This is a genomic window from Lachnospiraceae bacterium JLR.KK008 (genome assembly GCA_037015955.1).
In the GTDB taxonomy this organism is placed as follows: Bacteria; Bacillota; Clostridia; order Lachnospirales; family Lachnospiraceae; genus VSOB01.
Window position 1 is genome coordinate 1961519 of the sequence record CP143548.1, and the last position, 18685, is coordinate 1980203.

An 18685-nucleotide genomic window follows, 5' to 3' on the forward strand; every position below is an offset into this window, starting at 1 on the left:
TCCATATATATGAAAAGAGCATACCATTTCATTCCTTTCGAATGGTATGCTCTCAGACATCTACCTTCAGATCAATCTCTTCCTCCGCCTGATGCCGGAAATCGTCGATCTGTTCTTCATTCAGGGCCGGAAGCTCATCCAGCGAGCGAACCCCGAAGCTGCGCAGAAATTCCTGTGTCGTGCCAAATAACAGGGGCTTTCCCGGCGCATCCAGCCTGCCCACTTCTTCCACCAGCCCGAATTCCACGAGACGGTTCACCGCATGATCACTGTTGACGCCTCTGACCTTTTCTACCTCCAGCCTTGTGATTGGCTGTTTATAGGCCACGATCGATAATGTCTCCAGCAGAGCGTCCGTCATCACATATTTCTTTGGTGTTTTGGCAATCTGCAACAGGTACTCGTACAGTTCCCCCTTCGTACACATCTGATATGCGTTTTCCAGCTCAATGATGGAGATCCCTCGCCCTTCATCCTCCAGCTTTTGCATCATCCCGGTTACAATCTCTCTCGTCGTCTTTGGATCTTCTCCGATCACCTCTGCCAGTTTGGAAATCTCCACAGACTCGCCCATCGTAAACAAGACCGCCTCGATCACCGCTTCCGCCTTTTTTCTGTCCAAATCTTCCGTACCTCTACTTTCCATTCCAAAGCATTAAGCCGCTTCCACATATTCAATCAGAATATCGTCAAAAATATCTTCCTGTTCGATTCGTATCTTTCCTGTCTTAATCAGCTCCAGAATCACGAGGAAAGTGACAATCATCTCCATCTTACTGCCCCGCTTCTGCAGCAGACTGCGAAAGCTCAGCTTCCTGCGCTCTCTGATACAGGTCTCAATATACGCGGACTTTTCATCCATATTGATCTCATCTTTTTCGATCTTGCCGTACTTACTCCTGATTGGATCGATACGGTCCTCCTGTCGCCTGATCATATCCCGAAAGACCGTGTGCAGACGGGTGAGTGTCAGACTGCTGAGAAGCTGTTCATAGTCGACCGGCGGCTGATATTCTGCAATCTCTTTTGGCAGCGTTCTCTTCTTAAACAGACTGCGTCCCGCATCGATCTGCCGGTCTTTCAGCTCATAAGACATATATTTATACATCTTATACTCCAACAGCTTTTCCACCAGCTCCGCTCTCGGGTCTTCTTCCTCTCCCTCTTCATTGACCTCTTTCGGAAGCAGCATTTTGCACTTGATATCGAGCAGAGTAGCCGCCATCACGAGAAACTCACTCATCACATTCATATCTGCCTGCTCCATCTGCCGGATATAGTCCAGATACTGCTCTGTGATTTCCACGATCGGAATATCATAAATATCTACTTTGTTTTTATCAATCAGATGCAGAAGAAGATCCAGCGGACCTTCAAACGCCTGCAGCTTTACTAACAGCGCCATGCTTTTCCCTTCTTTCCTCCGGCAGCAACGTCACCAGCACGATTTCCCCCGGATTCCACATCCGCACGGGCAACGTATGAGTCCCCAGTCCCCTGCCGAGCAGCATCGTACTGCCGGCTCTCTCAAACCGACCGCCGTCATACTTCGGAAACAGAGTAAACGCCGGAGAGACGGCGCCGCCCAGAAACGGCAGCCTGACAATACCGCCGTGCACATGACCGGAAAGGACCAGATCAGCGCCCCACCCGGCATATTCTTCAAAATAAAGGGGATTGTGCGCCAGTAGTATCTGGAACCTGTCTCTGCTTGCCTTGCCCGTCAGGTTTTCCATATAGCCTTCCGGCATCTCTCTTTTCCTGAAATGCTGAAAATATTTGCGCTCGATCTGGCAGCCGCACAGATCAATATTGTAATCGGGCAAAGACACATGTTCATTGACAAGCGTGCGGATTCCACATGCGTGCAGCCGCTCCATATAGCGGTCATACAGATCCCCGAATGCCTTACGACTCTCGCTTGTCTTGTGTTCATGATTACCGTTTGCAACATAAACAGGAAACCGCTTTGACAACGCCTCCAGCAATGCCAGCGCATTGTCAAACCCAGTTCCCTCTTTGGATGTATACATATCTCCCGCCGTCATGACACTGTCCGGCTGGCAATCCATGATCGCCCGGACCAGCTTCTCATTGTCCCTGCCATACGATTTATTGTGCAGGTCCGAGAGCATGACAAACGTATACTTATGTTTTATTTTACGCGACCGTATCTCATAGGGAACGATCACAAAGCGGTTCATGTCGCGGACAATTACAGCGACACCCCAGAAAATGACGATAAACAATATCGATAATAAATACCACATGCCTGTTAGTATATCATGGATTCCTGAATTATAAAAGTACCATCAAAAGAAAAGTTGAAATACCTTTTTCACATAATCACGGTATGTCGCTTTCTCCACCGTATCGGTAAAAAGAATATCCACCGTACCGATTTCTTTTCCTCCCAGCGTATAGACTGCCTTACCCGCTATGTCTCCTGCTCTCACAGGCGCCTGTACTTCCTCCGGCAGCCGGATCTCTTTCTGGATCTGGCTCATGTCACTGCCTTTGACGTCAAGATAGCGGAACGCCTCTTTGTAGGCCGTTCCAGCCGTTTCCGTCACACCGCCGGATACCTTCACGGCAGAAAGCTGCTCTTTGTTCTCGTCCGTATAGACACTGCTGACCGCAAATCCATAGTTCAGCAGTTTGATCGCGTCCTGAAAACGGATTTTGTAATCCGGCGCCGCCATTACGACCGCGATCAGATCAATGCCGTCTTTATTGGCCGTGGCTGACAGACAATATTTGGCCTTGTCTGTGGAACCGGTCTTCAGTCCGGTCGTGTAAGGATATTGTTTCAACAGTTTATTCGTGCTTGACAACGTGAACTGACTGCTCCCCTGTTTGGTTGTATGAGTAATATCCTCCATCCATATTTTCGTATATTGATAAATTTCCGGATGCTCCGTGATCAGCGCCCTCGACATGAGTGCCACATCTCTTGCCGTCGTGTAATGGTTATCCGAGTTGGTCAGGCCGCAGCAGTCCTCAAAATGAGTGTCCACCATGCCGAGTTCTTCCGCCTTTTTGTTCATCATCGCCACGAATTCTTCTTCCGATCCGGCGATATGTTCCGCCATCGCCACAGAAGCGTCATTGCCGCTGGCCACCGTGATACATTTGATCAATGTATCGACCGTCTGTACCTCTCCTTCTTCCAGGAATACCTGAGACCCGCCCATCGACTTGGCATGGGCGCTCGTGATAACCTCGTCTTCCAGACGAATCCTGCCCGCCTCCAGACTGTCAAAGATCAGCAACAAAGTCATGATCTTTGTAATGCTGGCCGGACTTCTGCGCTCCTGTGCATCCCGTTCAAAGATCGCCTGCCCGGTAGACGCCTCCATCAGGATCGCTGAGGGCGCCGCAATATCCACACTTGCGGATTCCGTCTCTTCTGTATCCTCCGCAGCTCCGGCAGCATATGTATCCGGACAACGAAATGTCAGACTGCTCAGCATGACTGAAAAACAGACTGCCAAAGCCAAAATCCTGTATTTGTTTCGTTTCACAACATCACTCCTGCTCGTGAGTTCTGTCACATATATATGAATTTTCCCGAAACATTATACACAAATTTCCGCGGGCAGTCCGCACACAATTTAATACCAGCGAGCACGAAACATTTCGTACTTTTCTTTTATCTTCTCATAATATTTCCCGACATTCCATCCCAGCGCCTGTGCCAGATGGAATAAAAGGTCAAACGAAGCCACTATCACAAGAATCGTACACACTTTGATTCCTGACTCATACGAATACCTGTCGATAAACCCCATGATCTTTCTGTTGAGAAACATAATAATGATCACCGCATAAAACCCCCAGGCAATCGTACTCTCCAGGCATACGATTCCTTTGTAATTAAACGGTTTTTCATTGTAATCCCACCAGAGCTCTCCAAATGCCGCCAGCATCAGTTTCCCGACGAGAAACTCAAACAAAGTGGCAATCACCGCTCCGGCCAGATAAAGTTGTATGTATTTTCCCTCCAGAGGATGTAAAATCAAATAGCCGATGACACCGCCAAATCCATAAATCGGACAAAACGGCCCTTTGGCAAACCCCCGGTTCGTAATTTTTTTGTTACAGACAGACATATAGATTGATTCCACAAGCCATCCCAATATACTGTATATGATAAAGGATGCTATAATGTGGTAAATGTCTGTCCCAAACATCTCCTTCCTCCACATATTCTCCTCCCCTTTCCATGGACATATTTCCCGAGTGACAAAAAGTCCCCGGTATTCACCAAGGACTTTTCAGATTCATTAATTATATTTGCGCTTTCTTGCCGCTTCAGATTTCTTTTTACGTTTTACGCTTGGTTTCTCATAATGCTCTCTTTTACGGATCTCCTGCTGGATACCGGCTTTTGCACAGCTTCTTTTGAAACGACGTAAAGCGCTATCTAAAGTCTCGTTTTCTTTTACGATGACGTTCGACATAAACCACACCTGACCTCCCTTCAGTCCCTTCGAATCAACACGACTGACCGGGTAATTTTTTTATGCACTCTCATGCACATATATTATTATAGCACATTTCGTACAGACGTCAACCATTTTTCCTATTTCTTTTTGCAAATCTTCCATATTTTTCATATTTACAGGAAAATACAAAGATTTAAAGCTGGCTTTCCAACACTTTGGCCGCCTCCGCAACGGCATTGTCGATGCCTGCCGGATTTTTGCCGCCTGCCTGCGCCATATTAGGCCTGCCGCCACCACCGCCGCCGACCAGTCCTGCAATGCCCTTGATCAGATTTCCTGCATGAGCACCCGCTTTCTGCGCCGCTTCCGTAGCCATGACAACAATGTTCACCTTGCCGCTCTGCTCAGAGAGAAGTACGACCACGCCCTCGCCCAGCTTGTCCTTGAGCTGATCTCCCAGCTCTCTCAGCCCATTCATGTCGACATCTTTCACCTTGGAGGCAAGCAGTTTCACTCCCTTGATCTCACACACCTGATCCATGACATCACCAAGGGCATCCTTTGCCGCCTTGCTCTTAAGCGCCTCATTTTCACTCTGTAAGCTCTTCACTTCCGCAAGCAGATGCCGGATTTTATCCGTCAGGTCAGCAGGTGTCGTCTTCGCCAGTCTGGCCGCCTCTTTCACCGTCGCTTCCAGTCCGTCATAATAATGAAGAAGCCCCTTGCCGGTCAGCGCCTCGATTCTTCTGACACCGGCAGCCACGCCGCTCTCGGAGATAATTTTAAAGGCAGTGATCGTTCCCGTGTTCGCCACATGCGTACCGCCGCACAGTTCCACAGAGAAATCTCCCATCGTGACCACGCGCACCGTCTCTCCATATTTTTCACCGAACAGAGCCATCGCACCTGTCTTCTTCGCCTCTTCAATCGTCATTTCCTTCGTCAGGACAGGCAGAGAGGCCGCGATCTCTTCGTTGACGATCGCTTCTGCTCTGGCCAGCTCTTCCTCTGTCATCGCCGAGAAATGGCTGAAGTCAAACCGCAGTCGCTCGCCGTCCACATAGGAACCTGCCTGCTCCACATGCGTCCCCAGCACAATACGCAGCGCTTTCTGCAACAGATGGGTGGCACTGTGGTTTTTGCACGTATCCACACGATTCCCCGCATCAACGGACAGCGTGACCTGATCCCCCTTGCGCAGCATACCTTTTGTGACCGTACCGATATGACCGATCTTTCCACCGAGCAGCTTCACGGTATCCTTCACCCGGAACTCGCCTTCCGGACCGCATATAACACCAGTATCTCCGTTCTGTCCGCCCATCGTCGCATAAAACGGTGTCTCATCTACGATCACCGTGCCATTTTCTCCCTCTGTGACCGCCTCCACGATCTCCGTCTCCGTCGTGATCACAGAAATCTCCGACGAATGCTCCAGACTGTCATATCCTACGAAAGCAGAGGTGACCGCAGGGTCAATCGACTCATAGACTGTCACATCGGCACCCATATAATTTGTCACTTTGCGGGCCGCTCTCGCCTTTTCCTTCTGCTCCTTCATCGCAGCCGTAAAGCCGTCTTCATCCACGCAGAACCCTTTTTCTTCCAGTATTTCCTTCGTCAGATCAAGAGGGAAGCCATACGTATCATAGAGTTTAAAGGCATCCGCTCCCGAAAGCTCCTTCTTCCCCGACTTTTCCATCAGACTCTCCATTTCCGAGAGGATAGTAAGTCCCTGATCGATCGTCTTGTTAAATTTGTTTTCTTCCTGTGTCAATACATTGAAAATAAATTCTTTCTTTTCTTCCAGCTCCGGATAGCCGTCCTTGCTGCCCTCGATCACCGTATTACTCAGATTTGCGAGGAACACACCGCCGATACCGAGCAGTCTGCCATGTCGTGCAGCGCGGCGGATGATCCGGCGCAGCACATATCCTCTGCCCTCATTGGAAGGCATGATGCCGTCGGAAATCATAAAGGTCGCGGAGCGGATATGATCGGTCACGATACGAATCGACACGTCCCACTCGTATTTCTTTTTATATTCTTTGCCGGCCAGTTCACAGACACGACTGCTCAGCGCCCGGATTGTATCTACATCGAATATGGAATCCACATCCTGAACAACGGTTGCCAGACGTTCCAGTCCCATACCGGTATCGATATTTTTCTGCTCAAGCTCCGTATAATTGCCTTTGCCGTCATTGTCAAACTGGGTAAACACGTTGTTCCAAATCTCAATATAACGGTCACACTCACAGCCTACCGTGCAGTCCGGTTTTCCGCAGCCGTACTTTTCTCCGCGGTCATAGTACACTTCCGAACAGGGACCACAGGGGCCGGAACCGTGTTCCCAGAAATTATCTGCCTTGCCAAACCGGAAAATGCGCTCCGGCGCAATCCCGATCTCATTTTTCCATATCTCAAAAGCCTCTTCGTCGTTTTCATAAATGGACGGATATAATCTGTCCGGATCCAGTCCTACCACTTCCGTGAGAAACTCCCATGTCCAGCCGATCGCTTCCCGCTTGAAATAGTCCCCGAAAGAAAAGTTGCCGAGCATCTCGAAAAAGGTGCCGTGTCTGGCTGTCTTACCGATATTCTCAATATCGCCGGTACGGATACACTTCTGGCAGGTCGTCACTCTCCTGCGCGGCGGGATCTCCTGACCGGTAAAATAAGGCTTCAAAGGAGCCATACCGGAATTGATGAGCAGCAGGCTATTGTCATTGTGTGGTACGAGTGAAAAACTCTTCATCGCCAGATGCCCTTTGCTCTCGAAAAATTCCAAAAACATTTTACGCAGTTCATTTACACCGTATGCTTTCACGTCATTTCCTCCTAATATGCGATCATTTCTATAATCAGAATGTAAACTTATCGGCAAAATAAGCATCCAGTTCTGCGATCGCTACACGCTCCTGCTCCATGGAATCGCGGAAACGAACTGTGACACAGTTGTCAGTTTCAGAATCAAAATCGTATGTAACGCAAAACGGCGTACCGATCTCGTCCTGACGGCGGTATCTCTTCCCGATATTTCCCCTGTCGTCAAATTCACAGTTATATTTTTTCGAGAGCTGCGTGAACACCTTCTCCGCCCCCTCGTTCAGCTTTTTCGACAGCGGCAGCACACCGATCTTCACCGGCGCCAATGCGGGATGGAAATGGAGCACCGTCCGCACATCACCTTCCCCAATCTCTTCCTCGTCATAAGCGGCGCAAAGGAAAGCAAGCACTACCCTGTCAGCGCCAAGCGACGGCTCGATGACATAAGGAATATATTTCTGGTTTTTCTGATCGTCAAAATAGGTCATATCCTGACCGGACGTATTCTGGTGCTGTGTGAGATCATAGTCCGTTCTGTCCGCGATCCCCCAAAGCTCGCCCCAGCCAAACGGGAACAAAAATTCGATGTCGCTCGTAGCCTTGGAATAGAAGGAGAGTTCTGCCGCATCATGGTCACGCACCCGCATCTCCTCATCTTTCATGCCAAGGTCTTTCAGCCAGCGAATACAAAATTCTTTCCAGTAGCGGAACCATTCCAGATCCGTATCCGGCTCACAGAAAAATTCCAGCTCCATCTGTTCAAATTCTCTTGTGCGGAATGTAAAGTTACCCGGCGTGATCTCGTTGCGGAATGATTTTCCAATCTGTCCGATCCCGAACGGAATCTTCTTGCGGGAAGTTCTCTGTACATTCTTGAAGTTGACAAAAATGCCCTGCGCGGTCTCCGGACGCAGATATACCGTATTCTTGGCATCCTCTGTAACACCCTGGAATGTCTTGAACATCAGATTAAACTGACGAATGTCTGTAAAGTTATGTTTGCCGCATGTCGGGCAGGCGATATTCTGCTCTTCGATAAAGGCTTTCATCTTCTCCTGACTCCAGCCATCGATGCTTTCCTCCAGTGTAATCCCTTTCTCCTGACAATAATCCTCTATGATCTTGTCCGCCCGGAAACGCTCATGGCACTCCTTGCAGTCCATCAGCGGATCGGAAAATCCGCCCAGATGTCCGGAAGCCACCCATGTCTGCGGATTCATCAGGATCGCACAGTCGACACCTACATTATAAGGATTTTCCATGATGAACTTCTGCCACCACGCCTTTTTCACATTATTTTTCAGTTCCACACCAAGGTTGCCGTAGTCCCAGGTATTGGCAAGCCCGCCATAAATATCAGACCCCGGATACACAAATCCTCTCGCCTTTGCCAGTGCCACGATCTTCTCCATTGTCTTTTCCACACTCATGATCCATTTCCTCTCATAAATCAGATTATTTTTGTTTATATACAAGATAGACCGGCGACGCCCCGTCCCCGGATATTACCGCTGTTGCTTTTTCCACCGACTCCGCACCGCTCTGATACAGTATCTTACCACTCGTTTTCACTGTCAGACGTTCTCCCGCCTGCAGTCCGATGATCACGATTCCCCGGCTTCCCATCTCCAGGAGCTGATCTCTTGTGATAACATCACCTTCGGTATCCACATCATCCAGCGTTACCTGCAGATCAAATCCTGCTTCATAGGCCTCCGCCACCGTGCCGCTGAACATTGTATAGCCGTTGAATGCTGCAAAATCTTCCGCGCTCTGGAACTGCATCGTCAGCCTGGCCGTGTCCTTTTTCACTTCCAGTTTCTTGACTGTAATCCGGTCCTCCCCCACTCTGCTGTTATACCGGCCTGCTTCCATCAGTATAAATTCTTTCAAAGACTCTTCGTCATAATATTCGGAGGCAAATGCTTCTTCTATATTGCTTGTGACAATGCCGTCTTTTCCGATCTCCGCCGTATAGCTGTCCACTGCAGCCGCTTCCTGTCCTTTGCCTTCGCTTTTCCCACATCCTGCAAGGCCGCAGGCGAACAGGAAAAGTACGCACGATAATAACACGATTTTTCTGTTCATGACTTTCCTCCTTAACTTTTTCATTATAGCGGAGTTACTGCAGATTTTCAACATACAATTTATCCAATACTTCCAGACTCTTAAAATTCCTGTCCATCACCCGTTTCCGTGCCTTACCCGCGATTTTGCCCAGTTCTGCAAGAACTTCGGGAGTCACGGTAAACGTATAGAGTTTTTCGATCGGCGACTGCACAATATGGGAAACGGCGTAGCGAGTAGACACATCTATCGCCTCCGTTTCCAATGTATCGGAAAATTCTCCATTGACAGCCATCGCCCTGATCTCAAATATGTACCGGATCAGCAAGTTCAAAAGATGTTCGTTCTGCAACGCCCGCATCGATTGATACAAGAGTTTTAACATTTCTCTTTCGTCATTATTCTCTCTTGCATAATAATCCGAAATCTCCAAAAAATAAATGCCATAATAGGCACCCTCAAAATCTGCCCGCAGGCCTTCAAAATAATTGCTGATGTCAGCTTCCATTACATTATAGGAAGTCTTTCCCGGAAACAACTTGAACGTACCAAAAGAGAAAGGATTCGCTGCTGCCGAGAAGCGGCTCGTCTGCCGCCTCGCTCCCTTTGCAAATGCAGAAATCTTTCCTCTTTCCTTTGTCAGTATCGTAATCTTTCTGTCGTACTCACCGACAGGCATCGTCTTGATTACCATCCCTGTCACGACAATAAACTCCTGCATAATACTGCTCTCCTGCCCTGCCGCCGGCCTTCTGCGCTGTTTCCTTATCCTTAAATTCCAGATAATCTGTGACTTTGCCGGAACAGGTAAACCGTTCCCATTCTTCTTCTGCTCTCATCTTGCGCCCCCTGTCTTCAGTATAGGATTAGAGTCTGCACATTTCCGTTTTCTATGCGCAGGGGATGCCGTCAATTCCTTCCAAATTTTTCTTAGCCGTTATGATCCTGTCATTCACTCTTCCTGCCGATAACCGAAATTTTTCAAGAGAAAATCACTGTCCCGCCAGTCTTTTTTCACCTTCACCCACAACTGTAGATTGACCTTACTCTGTAAGAGGTCTTCGATGTCAAGGCGGGCCTGAGAACCGATCTTCTTTAACATGCTGCCATTCTTGCCAATGATAATCCCCTTGTGGGAGTCTCTCTCGCAGATGATCGTCGCCTCAATATCCATGATCTCCTTCCTGCGCTTCATCCGCTCGACAGAGACCGCAACGCCGTGCGGTATCTCATCCTCGAGACAGCGCAGCGCCTTCTCCCGGATCAGTTCCGCCACAATCTGGCGTTCCGGCTGGTCCGTCACCGTGTCCTCATCATAGAACGCAGGCCCATATGGCAGATATTTCATAATACAGGAGACGAGAACATCCGTATTATCGCCCCTGAGCGCGGAAACCGGAACGATCTCCTCAAACTCCATCTCTTTGCGGTAAGTATCGATAAAGAGCAGCACCTCTTCTCTCTTTACCGTGTCCGTCTTATTGATGACCAGAATCACCGGCGTACTGCACTTTTTAAGGATTTCGATTATATGCCGTTCTCCTGCACCGATAAAAGTCGTCGGCTCCACAAGCCAGAGCACGACATCCACATCCGCGATCGTATGCTCCGCCACATGGACCATGTAATTGCCGAGTTTATTTTTGGCCTTGTGGATTCCCGGCGTGTCCAGAAATACAATCTGCCCTTCCTCCGAAGTATAGACCGTCTGTATCCGGTTCCTTGTCGTCTGCGGCTTCTTGGATGTGATGGCGATCTTTTGCCCGATGATCTGGTTCATCAACGTGGATTTCCCTACGTTAGGCCGACCGATCAACGCCGCAAATCCCGCTTTATACTGCTTTTCCGTTTTATCCATTCTGTCCGTCCTTTTCTTTCCCAGCTCCCGTTCCCGGTCCTGCTTTTCCTTCCTGCTCCGGCTCTTTGTCCCCTGTCGGCGCCGATGCCGGTTTCACTCCCGCCGCGGCCCCGTCAGACTCATTGCCGGTCGGAATGATCTCGTAATCATCCTGCCCACGTGCAGCCACCGCTTTCTGCCTGCGCGCCTGCCGGCCCGCCGCCCATCTTGTCTTTCTCTTCCCGAGAATCCTGCAAAACAGCACCACTGCAAAAAGCAGAATAAGGATAAAGACAATCCACACGATGAGATAAGGCAGACTGATGATAAACCCGATGACCAGATTCTCCAGATCGTCCAGCACACGGTATACATTATTGCCAAATCCGTCCGCGATCTTATCCCAGACGCTTTTCTCGGCTGCCGGAGTATAAATCTTCACTTCATAAATACTTATGTAAACGGTGCTGTATGTCACCTGATTGTCGATCGTGCGCAGTCTGGCCTCCAGACTCTCGATCTCATAATTGATCTCAGACAGGCGGCTTTCGATCTCAATGATGTCCGCTACTGTCTCCGCCCGCTCAAGCAGCTCCAGCAGACGGTCCCGCTCCACGATCATCGCTTTCTTGCGGGTATCGAGATCCACATATTGCAAAGTCACGTCATCGACCGACTCATTCCGGTATACGACATTCGACTCCTGCGCTACCTTGTCCAGAAAGCCGTCGAGCGCCTCGCTCGGTATTCTGGCAACAATGCTCGCAGTTCTCGCATCTTCCGCCGAATAGTTGCTGCTGCTGTAATTCTCCACATAACCACCAAGCGCCGCCACCTCGGAAGTGAGATTGCCGAGCAGATTGTCAAACTCTGTCGTCTCCACTTCCAGATTCACATTGCGGATCAGCTTTTTCTCCACGGCGGTCTGCTCCGGCAGAGTTTCCCCGCCCCCGGCTGCTCCCTCGCTCCCGGCTGCATCGTTCGCCTCCGGATATTCCATGACTTCCCCGGCTTCCTCTGCCGCCGCTGCCTCCTCCGGCCAGGCTTCATAGGTGTCCGCCGCCGCGCTCTTGGTATAGACTGCTCCGTCGTCCGTCGCCATACCCGCCTCGGCTGTCTCCTCATAATATACCATATTTCTGCTGCCGCAGGCAGTCAGGCAGGTTGCCGCCATGACTAGGACTGCCGCCGACCACAAATGAATTCTCCTCTGTCTCATATTCCCCTCCGTTTCTGCCTGTTCTTGACAGGTATTCGCGAATTTTCTTCTGCAAAAGCAAGTAAACATCATGTGACCGCTATGAAAATGAGCAATCACGCTCCTTCTGTTTCCCCTTTTGACAAATGCTCCAGATGCAGGAACAGTTCGCTCTGCTCTCTGATCTTCCCTTCATTGCCGACGACGCAAAGACAATCGTCTGATAAAAATGCTTCCACATAATCTGCCAGCCTGCGAATGTCGTCTGCCCGCGCATCAAGCAGTTCATCCCGCTCCTTCTGTGTCTCCTCATAGGTAGTATTTGTCAGGTAGGCCGTCAGCGAACGGGCCCCCCTGGCTGATGGCGTCAGCGGCATGTCAAGCTCACTGACCGCACCGATCATAAACTTCGTCATCGTCCGTTCATCGGCATCAAAATTTCTGATATACTCACAGGCGCTCTCATATGCCTCGATCGTCCGCTCCAGATTGGGATCACGGTATGAGACAAAATAACTGTCTCCCGATCTGCCAAAGCTGCACATACAGCCATAGGCGCCACCTTTTACACGTACCTGATTCCAGAGATATTCATATCCCATAATCACTTTCAACATCCGCAGCGCGCCCGTATACGGAAATCCCTTTTTGATAAAATTACCTGCCCGGCACACGTACTGGATCTGTGCGGATGATAGAAATCCTTCGTTTTTCTTCTCCACCTGCGGCACATAGCACTCTTTTTCCACCGGTCCCTGCGGGAGTGCCATCTTTAATTTTTTGACCAATTCGGTCAATCCTTTATTTCCGCGCTCTTCTGCCGTATAATCCACAAGCAGGTTTTCCGGACGGAAGATCATTCCGGTCAATGTTTTGAGCTTATCGACCACGTCGCGCGCGCGCATCTCAAAATGATCATCAATATCTTCCAGCAGGCGATACAGCGGCAGTCCGCTGAACTGCTCCGAGATAGCCGCCGCCCTGGAAAAATACGACATTGCCCGCAGCGCAGCCAGCGTATGTCCGGCGTTCATAAAGCCCGCCTGCACCCGTGAGCGGGCCTCACTGATAATCTCATGGAGCCGTTTCTCATCATCCAAAACGGTATGCAGTATCATCTCCTGCATCAGTGCAAAGGCTTTATCCAGATTCTCGTACAATACCTTTGCCCGAATCTCGAATTTGATCTGGTATTCATCGAGATTTTTGGAATTGGTATAAGTCGTAACCGTCGTCCCTATGCCGCCCGTACAGAGATTGATCTCGTTAAAAAGATCACCATAACTGTAGCGCTCCGTGCTCATCAGGCCGAGAACAGCCTTATAGATGCCAATATACGGAAACAGCTCCCGCGGCACATTGCCGACATCAAACAAGAGCTTCACATAGCCAATGCCGTTCGTAAACAGATCATGATGTAAAATGACAGTATCGTCACATTTTTCTTCCCGATTGCAAAAGCCTTCCGCTTTCCTTGTCATATCTTCCCGGCGAAGGAGCGGGATCGTCTCCACAGCTTCTTTCGTATCCGGTGTCTCCTGGTATGCCTCCAGCGCTTTCGTCTCTCTGACAAGCGCTGCCAGCGCCTCCGCGCTCATGGAGTCTTTGAGGGCAGCCAAGCGCTCCCTCTGCTTCCTTTCTTCCTTCGCAGCCAGATTGCGCACCGGCTCCACAAGCACAACCGATCTGTGTGTATTGGCGAGCAGGTAATCACGGATCAGTGTTTCAAAATAATCGCTCTCTGCCTTTTCTTTCATACTGAGAAAGACAGCGTCGGCCTCCACATGGAGAAACGGTCTCTCCTCATCATAGAGCCAACTGTCAAGCGCCTGCAGTCCATACATCAATCCCTTAGGGTAAGATCCGAAATCGGCCTCCTTATACTTAAATTCATAATAATTGACCGCCGCTTTCAGCGCCTTCTTATCGATACCGTCACGGCATAATCCCTCCAACGTCTTTCTGATCGTCTCCAGAAACGCATCTTTCTGAGAGATGTCCGCGTTTTTAGAAACAATACTGAAATAAGGCTGGCGAATGCCGTTTTCATATACACTGTAAATATCCTTGCCGATGCCCGCATCAGTCAGCGCCTGTTTGACAGGAGCCCCCGGAGCCGAACAGAGCACATAATCGAGAATCTGAAACGCCACATACAGCTCCCGGTCCAGGACATCGCCGACAACCGTATTATAGGACAGATATGCGTTCCCCCGGAGCGGCTCACTGTCCGTCACCGGATATTCCTTTTTCACTTCCACCGGCTCTGTGAAATGTGGCTGCAGTCTGATCTCGGAATCGATCGTCAGCGCATCAAAATGAGACAGATACTGCTCATCCAGCCAGTTCAGTCTCTCCGCCATATCCATATTGCCATACAGATAAATATAACTGTTCGCCGGATGATAATATCTGCCATGAAAATCCAGAAAGTTCTCATACGTCAGATCCGGAATGCAGGCCGGATCCCCGCCGGACTCTACTCCGTAAGGCGTATCCGGAAACAGAGAATTGAACACCTCCCGGTCCAGCACATCATCCGGAGAAGAAAAGGCACCCTTCATTTCATTGTAAACGACACCGTTGATCTTCAGCTCATCCGCCTCATTTTCAAGTTGATAATGCCATCCTTCCTGCCGGAAGATCTTTTCTTCGTTATAGATATTCGGATAAAATACCGCGTCCAGATATACGTTCATCAGATTTTGAAAATCTTTGTCGTTACAGCTCGCAACCGGATAGACTGTCTTGTCCGGGTACGTCATCGCATTTAAAAAGGTATTCAGAGAACCCTGAGCCAGCTCGATAAACGGGTCTTTGACCGGAAACTGCCTAGAACCGCAGAGAACGGAATGTTCCAAAATATGAGCCACGCCCGTACTGTCCGCCGGAGGGGTACGGAACCCGATATAAAAAACTTTATTCTCATCGTCATTGGACAGGAGCGCCACTCTCGCGCCTGTCTTTTTATGTCTCAGCAGACACCCCTCACTGTTCAATTCCGGAATCATCCGCTGCTCTGTCACTTCATATGCACTGCACGATCTTAAATCCATAAATGCCTCCATACCTGTTAATTTAAACTTAATATAGTATAACACTTTGCCTATGTTTTATAAAGACAATTCACCTTGTTTTCATACCGTTTTCGTGCTATTCTGATTTATGGTCTCCCAGACCAGGTTTTAAAGATCTGCAAAACCTGTCAATTTGGCAGATACACAAAGACAAAGTGAGGAATCTGACATGAAAGAAAAGCACAAAAGAAACGGTATTTTTCTGGCCCTGGCAGGCGGATGCCTGTGGGGGCTTTCCGGCACCTGCGGGCAATTCCTGTTCGTAGAAAAAAACGCCTGCTCTGACTGGCTCGTACCGATCCGTCTCGTCATCGCCGGCACTTTGCTGACAGTCTTTTATCTTTTCGCGCATCCGTCTTATAGCAGACAGATATGGACCAACAAAAAAAGCGCCGTCACTCTTGTGTGCTACGGCATTTTCGGCTTGATGCTCTGTCAGTATTCTTATTTCAAATCCATAGAATTTTCCAATGCGGGAACGGCAACCGTACTGCAATACCTCTCGCCCGTACTGATCATGGTCACTATGTGCATCATCGAAAAGCGGCTCCCCGGTCTGATCGACATCATAGCCATCCTTCTCGCCCTGTCAGGCATCTTCCTGTTGGCGACCCACGGACAGCCGGGCCAGCTCGTTGTCTCCGGGCAAGCCTTATCCTGGGGATTGTTCTCCGCTTTCACCGTCGTCCTCTACAATCTGATTCCGCGGGGACTGATGAAGAGCTTTCCCACTCCGTTTCTGCTTGGTTGGGCCATGCTGATCGGCGGCCTGCTGCTCTGTATCGTCCGCAGACCATGGCAGTATCATCCCAACATCGACGCAGGCACCATAGTTTGTTTCGCCGTGATCATCTTATTGGGTACGATCGCATCCTTTTCCTTCTATATGCAGGGTGTTAAACTGATCGGACCGGAAAAAGCCAGTCTCTACGCCTGTGTGGAGCCGGTCGCCGCCACCCTGTTTTCCTTTCTGTGGCTGCATGTATCTTTCACCCCGATCGATTTGCTCGGCTTTGCCTGCATCCTCTCCACCCTGTTTCTGATCACGCTATTTGGCAGGCATTAGTGCCTGCCCCCCCACATCCTTCCGGATGAGTCCGCCCTACAGGCTCATCAGCATCATCTGCAGTTTGCCGATCACCATCTCTTCCACGACAATCCGGTCTTTATCGGCCTGCCATTTCTCTCCCCCGACAATCTCCTCAATCGTATGGTATGAGCTCTGATACTGCCAGACGCTCTTTCTCGACAGCACCGGGACATGCAGCTTGAATTTGATCTTCATCTGCCGGTACACCATATAAGAAAGATCCGTATCTTTCATATAAAAAATATGATTTTCCGGCGTTGTGTCTCCCGCGACCTCCTTGAGGATATAATGGCTGAGAATCGCCTTCCACTTAAAGGGCACGTCCTCCGCCTCCATCATCTCCTGATACGAATAACGGGCACCGATATAGATCCTTGACGGGTCCTGTAGCACATATTTAAAATCTCTGTTTTCCGTTTCCACGTTCATCTTCTATCTCTTCGATCTTTCTGGCCGACAGTCGCAGCGCCTCCTGAATCTCTTCAGCCGAAAACCCTGATTCCGCCGCCAGTTCCCCGACCGTCACCTTTCTCAGAAGTGCATCGGATAGCTCCTTCGCCGCATCCCTCACCTTATTGACCCGCTCCGCAGCTTGTTTCCCGATATTTCCTGACTGCATATTCTCCGCAATATGAGCCTCCATGGCATCCATCACTGCCCTCGCTAGCATTCCCTGCACCTCCGATGCCTGTTCAAGTGCGCCGAGCATCTCCACAGCGCAGGCAAGAGCCACATTCCCCTCGCCGATCAAGTCTTCCAGAAAGACGCCCTGGCCCGTATACAGTTTGGCAATATCCACGACCGAAGGAAGATAGAGAGTGATCAGCTTCTTTTTTGCCTTCGTCTCCCCTGCCATCGCAGACAGTGTCACAGCCTCTCTTTCTCCCTCGCTGACTGTGTCTGACAGGGCAAGCTCCTGTAAATAGAACGCCAGATATTTTTTATCTTTGTTATCCAGATAATCATCCGGATCGGATGGTTCTCCCACACCGATCCCGTGTTTTTTCAGATAATCATAGATGAGAACAAGCTGCGCTTCCTCCAGTGCAAGCGAGGAAAACGCCTCTCTCACATCCTCCTGCGAGATCACATTGCCCTGCTCCCTGGCCTTCTTTCTCACCGCTTCCAGTGTCTGCCCAAAAACAACTTTTCTGTCCATACTGCCTCCCGTCAATGCCGCCTCACATGCTCATGCGTAAACAAATGGTCCTGACAGTATTCATAATTGCCCTCACATTTGGAACAGAACCGGAATTCCAGATTGCCATCCGCCTCCGTGCGCCCGCAAATCGCACATTTATGCCTTGTCGTGCCTGTGCTCCTCCTCATCTCCTGCCGGAACACCTGACGCCTGCGAATCTGTTTCGGACTCATCCGCATGACACTTCTTGTCGCCAGGAAAAAGATTACCACATTGAGCAGTGAAGCGCCGATCACAATCCTGATCGCAGGACCACCGAGGAAAAAGCCATATAAAGTGAGCGCCACATCAAAAAGTCCCAGCCATTTCACTTTGATCGGAATCACAAAAAACAGCCGCACCTGTACTTCCGGAAAGGTAAGCGCAAAAGCGAGAAAAATCGACAGATTCACATAATAGGTGCTGAACAGGCTGAACGAATTCCGAATTTCATGAAAAAAGGCCGTGGAACCCAGAACCGCGATCTCCGGCGCATACTGGATGTAACAAAATGCCAGAAGCACAAAACTGCCCAAAATCGTAAAGAAAATACCACCCAGCAAAAACAAATTATAGCGAAATGTCCCCCATGTCCGCTCCAGTGTCGTACCCAGCCAGTAATAAAAATAAAGGGAAATCAGGGTAAAGAAAATATCAAAACCTGCCGGCGGTATGATAATCCAGGTGACAAGCCGCCATACCTGTCCGCGCAGGATCAGATAAGAATTGAGCGTCAGATAGTTCAGAAATCCCGGATTGACAATCTGAATGGCATATCCGAACCCATAGCAGATAATCAACATCAATGATATATTCTGAATAGCATATTTGCCAAATTTTTTTTCTAACCGGTCCAATAATTTCATTTCCAATTTCTCCCATCATGTTCTACAGCGTATATGAATATATTCTAACATTCCCTGAAATAAAAGTAAACGGAACTTTCTCTAAATATTAAC

General features: G+C 49.4%; 18 protein-coding genes. 1 reads left to right on the plus strand and 17 read right to left on the minus strand.

Annotated elements, in window-relative coordinates:
* Window positions 1-52: 52 nt before the first annotated feature.
* The 14 genes from scpB to V1224_10000 all read right to left on the minus strand — a co-directional run bounded on the left by scpB (window position 53) and on the right by V1224_10000 (window position 15435).
* The gene (scpB, locus tag V1224_09935) at window positions 53-646 is read right to left on the minus strand and encodes an SMC-Scp complex subunit ScpB (GenBank protein ID WWR14819.1); all 594 of its coding nucleotides are present in this window, start codon (window positions 644-646) and stop codon (window positions 53-55) included.
* Between the two features lie 9 nt (window positions 647-655).
* A complete protein-coding gene (locus tag V1224_09940; GenBank protein ID WWR14820.1) occupies window positions 656-1405 on the minus strand; it encodes a segregation/condensation protein A in 750 nt (249 codons plus the stop codon).
* Window positions 1374-2270, minus strand: a complete 897-nt coding sequence (locus V1224_09945; protein ID WWR14821.1) for a metallophosphoesterase — start codon at window positions 2268-2270, stop codon at window positions 1374-1376. The genes V1224_09940 and V1224_09945 overlap by 32 nt, the downstream gene beginning before the upstream one ends.
* Before the next feature lie 42 nt (window positions 2271-2312).
* Complete coding sequence (locus tag V1224_09950; protein WWR14822.1) at window positions 2313-3524, minus strand: D-alanyl-D-alanine carboxypeptidase family protein; 1212 nt, start codon at window positions 3522-3524, stop codon at window positions 2313-2315.
* Window positions 3525-3614: 90 nt separating this feature from the next.
* A complete protein-coding gene (locus tag V1224_09955) occupies window positions 3615-4208 on the minus strand; it encodes a putative ABC transporter permease (protein WWR14823.1) in 594 nt (197 codons plus the stop codon).
* Window positions 4209-4286: 78 nt separating this feature from the next.
* A complete protein-coding gene (gene rpsU / locus V1224_09960; protein WWR14824.1) occupies window positions 4287-4463 on the minus strand; it encodes a 30S ribosomal protein S21 in 177 nt (58 codons plus the stop codon).
* A 178-nt stretch (window positions 4464-4641) separates the two neighbouring features.
* On the minus strand, window positions 4642-7245 hold the full coding sequence (gene alaS, locus V1224_09965) for an alanine--tRNA ligase (GenBank protein ID WWR17456.1): 2604 nt from the start codon (window positions 7243-7245) through the stop codon (window positions 4642-4644).
* A 67-nt stretch (window positions 7246-7312) separates the two neighbouring features.
* Window positions 7313-8701 (minus strand): glycine--tRNA ligase, encoded by a 1389-nt coding sequence (locus V1224_09970; GenBank protein WWR17457.1) that lies wholly within the window; start codon window positions 8699-8701, stop codon window positions 7313-7315.
* 31 nt (window positions 8702-8732) lie between these two features.
* Window positions 8733-9365 carry a hypothetical protein gene (locus V1224_09975; GenBank protein ID WWR14825.1) on the minus strand — a complete coding sequence of 211 codons (633 nt, stop codon included), beginning with the start codon at window positions 9363-9365 and terminating at the stop codon, window positions 8733-8735.
* A 34-nt stretch (window positions 9366-9399) separates the two neighbouring features.
* Window positions 9400-10065: a DNA repair protein RecO gene (gene recO / locus V1224_09980; GenBank protein WWR14826.1), complete on the minus strand. Its 666-nt coding sequence runs from the start codon at window positions 10063-10065 to the stop codon at window positions 9400-9402.
* On the minus strand, window positions 10010-10183 hold the full coding sequence (locus V1224_09985; protein ID WWR14827.1) for a hypothetical protein: 174 nt from the start codon (window positions 10181-10183) through the stop codon (window positions 10010-10012). Before V1224_09985 ends, recO begins: the two co-directional genes overlap by 56 nt.
* Before the next feature lie 113 nt (window positions 10184-10296).
* Complete coding sequence (era, locus tag V1224_09990; protein ID WWR14828.1) at window positions 10297-11202, minus strand: GTPase Era; 906 nt, start codon at window positions 11200-11202, stop codon at window positions 10297-10299.
* Complete coding sequence (locus V1224_09995) at window positions 11195-12400, minus strand: DUF4349 domain-containing protein (protein WWR14829.1); 1206 nt, start codon at window positions 12398-12400, stop codon at window positions 11195-11197. Before V1224_09995 ends, era begins: the two co-directional genes overlap by 8 nt.
* A gap of 95 nt (window positions 12401-12495) precedes the next feature.
* Window positions 12496-15435: an insulinase family protein gene (locus tag V1224_10000; protein WWR14830.1), complete on the minus strand. Its 2940-nt coding sequence runs from the start codon at window positions 15433-15435 to the stop codon at window positions 12496-12498.
* A gap of 190 nt (window positions 15436-15625) precedes the next feature.
* Between V1224_10000 and V1224_10005 the strand changes: the two genes are divergently transcribed.
* The gene (locus tag V1224_10005; GenBank protein ID WWR14831.1) at window positions 15626-16522 is read left to right on the plus strand and encodes a DMT family transporter; all 897 of its coding nucleotides are present in this window, start codon (window positions 15626-15628) and stop codon (window positions 16520-16522) included.
* A gap of 36 nt (window positions 16523-16558) precedes the next feature.
* Here the strand turns inward: V1224_10005 and V1224_10010 are convergent, their stop codons facing one another.
* From V1224_10010 to V1224_10020, 3 genes are read right to left on the minus strand one after another with little or no spacing between them, the layout of a single operon-like run.
* The gene (locus tag V1224_10010; protein ID WWR14832.1) at window positions 16559-16975 is read right to left on the minus strand and encodes a hypothetical protein; all 417 of its coding nucleotides are present in this window, start codon (window positions 16973-16975) and stop codon (window positions 16559-16561) included.
* Window positions 16944-17705: a sigma-70 domain-containing protein gene (locus V1224_10015; protein WWR14833.1), complete on the minus strand. Its 762-nt coding sequence runs from the start codon at window positions 17703-17705 to the stop codon at window positions 16944-16946. Before V1224_10015 ends, V1224_10010 begins: the two co-directional genes overlap by 32 nt.
* An 11-nt stretch (window positions 17706-17716) precedes the next feature.
* Window positions 17717-18592: a hypothetical protein gene (locus tag V1224_10020; protein WWR14834.1), complete on the minus strand. Its 876-nt coding sequence runs from the start codon at window positions 18590-18592 to the stop codon at window positions 17717-17719.
* Between the last annotated feature and the right edge of the window lie 93 nt (window positions 18593-18685).

Excerpts from the sequence above, each read along its gene's own strand:
- scpB (WWR14819.1), bottom strand. The coding sequence starts at position 646 with ATGGAAAGTAGAGGTACGGAAGATTTGGACAGAAAAAAGGCGGAAGCG.
- V1224_09940 (WWR14820.1), bottom strand. The coding sequence starts at position 1,405 with ATGGCGCTGTTAGTAAAGCTGCAGGCGTTTGAAGGTCCGCTGGATCTT.
- V1224_09945 (WWR14821.1), bottom strand. The coding sequence starts at position 2,270 with ATGTGGTATTTATTATCGATATTGTTTATCGTCATTTTCTGGGGTGTC.
- V1224_09955 (WWR14823.1), bottom strand. The coding sequence starts at position 4,208 with ATGTGGAGGAAGGAGATGTTTGGGACAGACATTTACCACATTATAGCA.
- rpsU (WWR14824.1), bottom strand. The coding sequence starts at position 4,463 with ATGTCGAACGTCATCGTAAAAGAAAACGAGACTTTAGATAGCGCTTTA.
- alaS (WWR17456.1), bottom strand. The coding sequence starts at position 7,245 with ATGTTTTTGGAATTTTTCGAGAGCAAAGGGCATCTGGCGATGAAGAGT.
- V1224_09975 (WWR14825.1), bottom strand. The coding sequence starts at position 9,365 with ATGAACAGAAAAATCGTGTTATTATCGTGCGTACTTTTCCTGTTCGCC.
- recO (WWR14826.1), bottom strand. The coding sequence starts at position 10,065 with ATGCAGGAGTTTATTGTCGTGACAGGGATGGTAATCAAGACGATGCCT.
- V1224_09985 (WWR14827.1), bottom strand. The coding sequence starts at position 10,183 with ATGAGAGCAGAAGAAGAATGGGAACGGTTTACCTGTTCCGGCAAAGTC.
- era (WWR14828.1), bottom strand. The coding sequence starts at position 11,202 with ATGGATAAAACGGAAAAGCAGTATAAAGCGGGATTTGCGGCGTTGATC.
- V1224_09995 (WWR14829.1), bottom strand. The coding sequence starts at position 12,400 with ATGAGACAGAGGAGAATTCATTTGTGGTCGGCGGCAGTCCTAGTCATG.
- V1224_10000 (WWR14830.1), bottom strand. The coding sequence starts at position 15,435 with ATGGATTTAAGATCGTGCAGTGCATATGAAGTGACAGAGCAGCGGATG.
- V1224_10005 (WWR14831.1), top strand. The coding sequence starts at position 15,626 with ATGAAAGAAAAGCACAAAAGAAACGGTATTTTTCTGGCCCTGGCAGGC.
- V1224_10010 (WWR14832.1), bottom strand. The coding sequence starts at position 16,975 with ATGAACGTGGAAACGGAAAACAGAGATTTTAAATATGTGCTACAGGAC.
- V1224_10015 (WWR14833.1), bottom strand. The coding sequence starts at position 17,705 with ATGGACAGAAAAGTTGTTTTTGGGCAGACACTGGAAGCGGTGAGAAAG.
- V1224_10020 (WWR14834.1), bottom strand. The coding sequence starts at position 18,592 with ATGAAATTATTGGACCGGTTAGAAAAAAAATTTGGCAAATATGCTATT.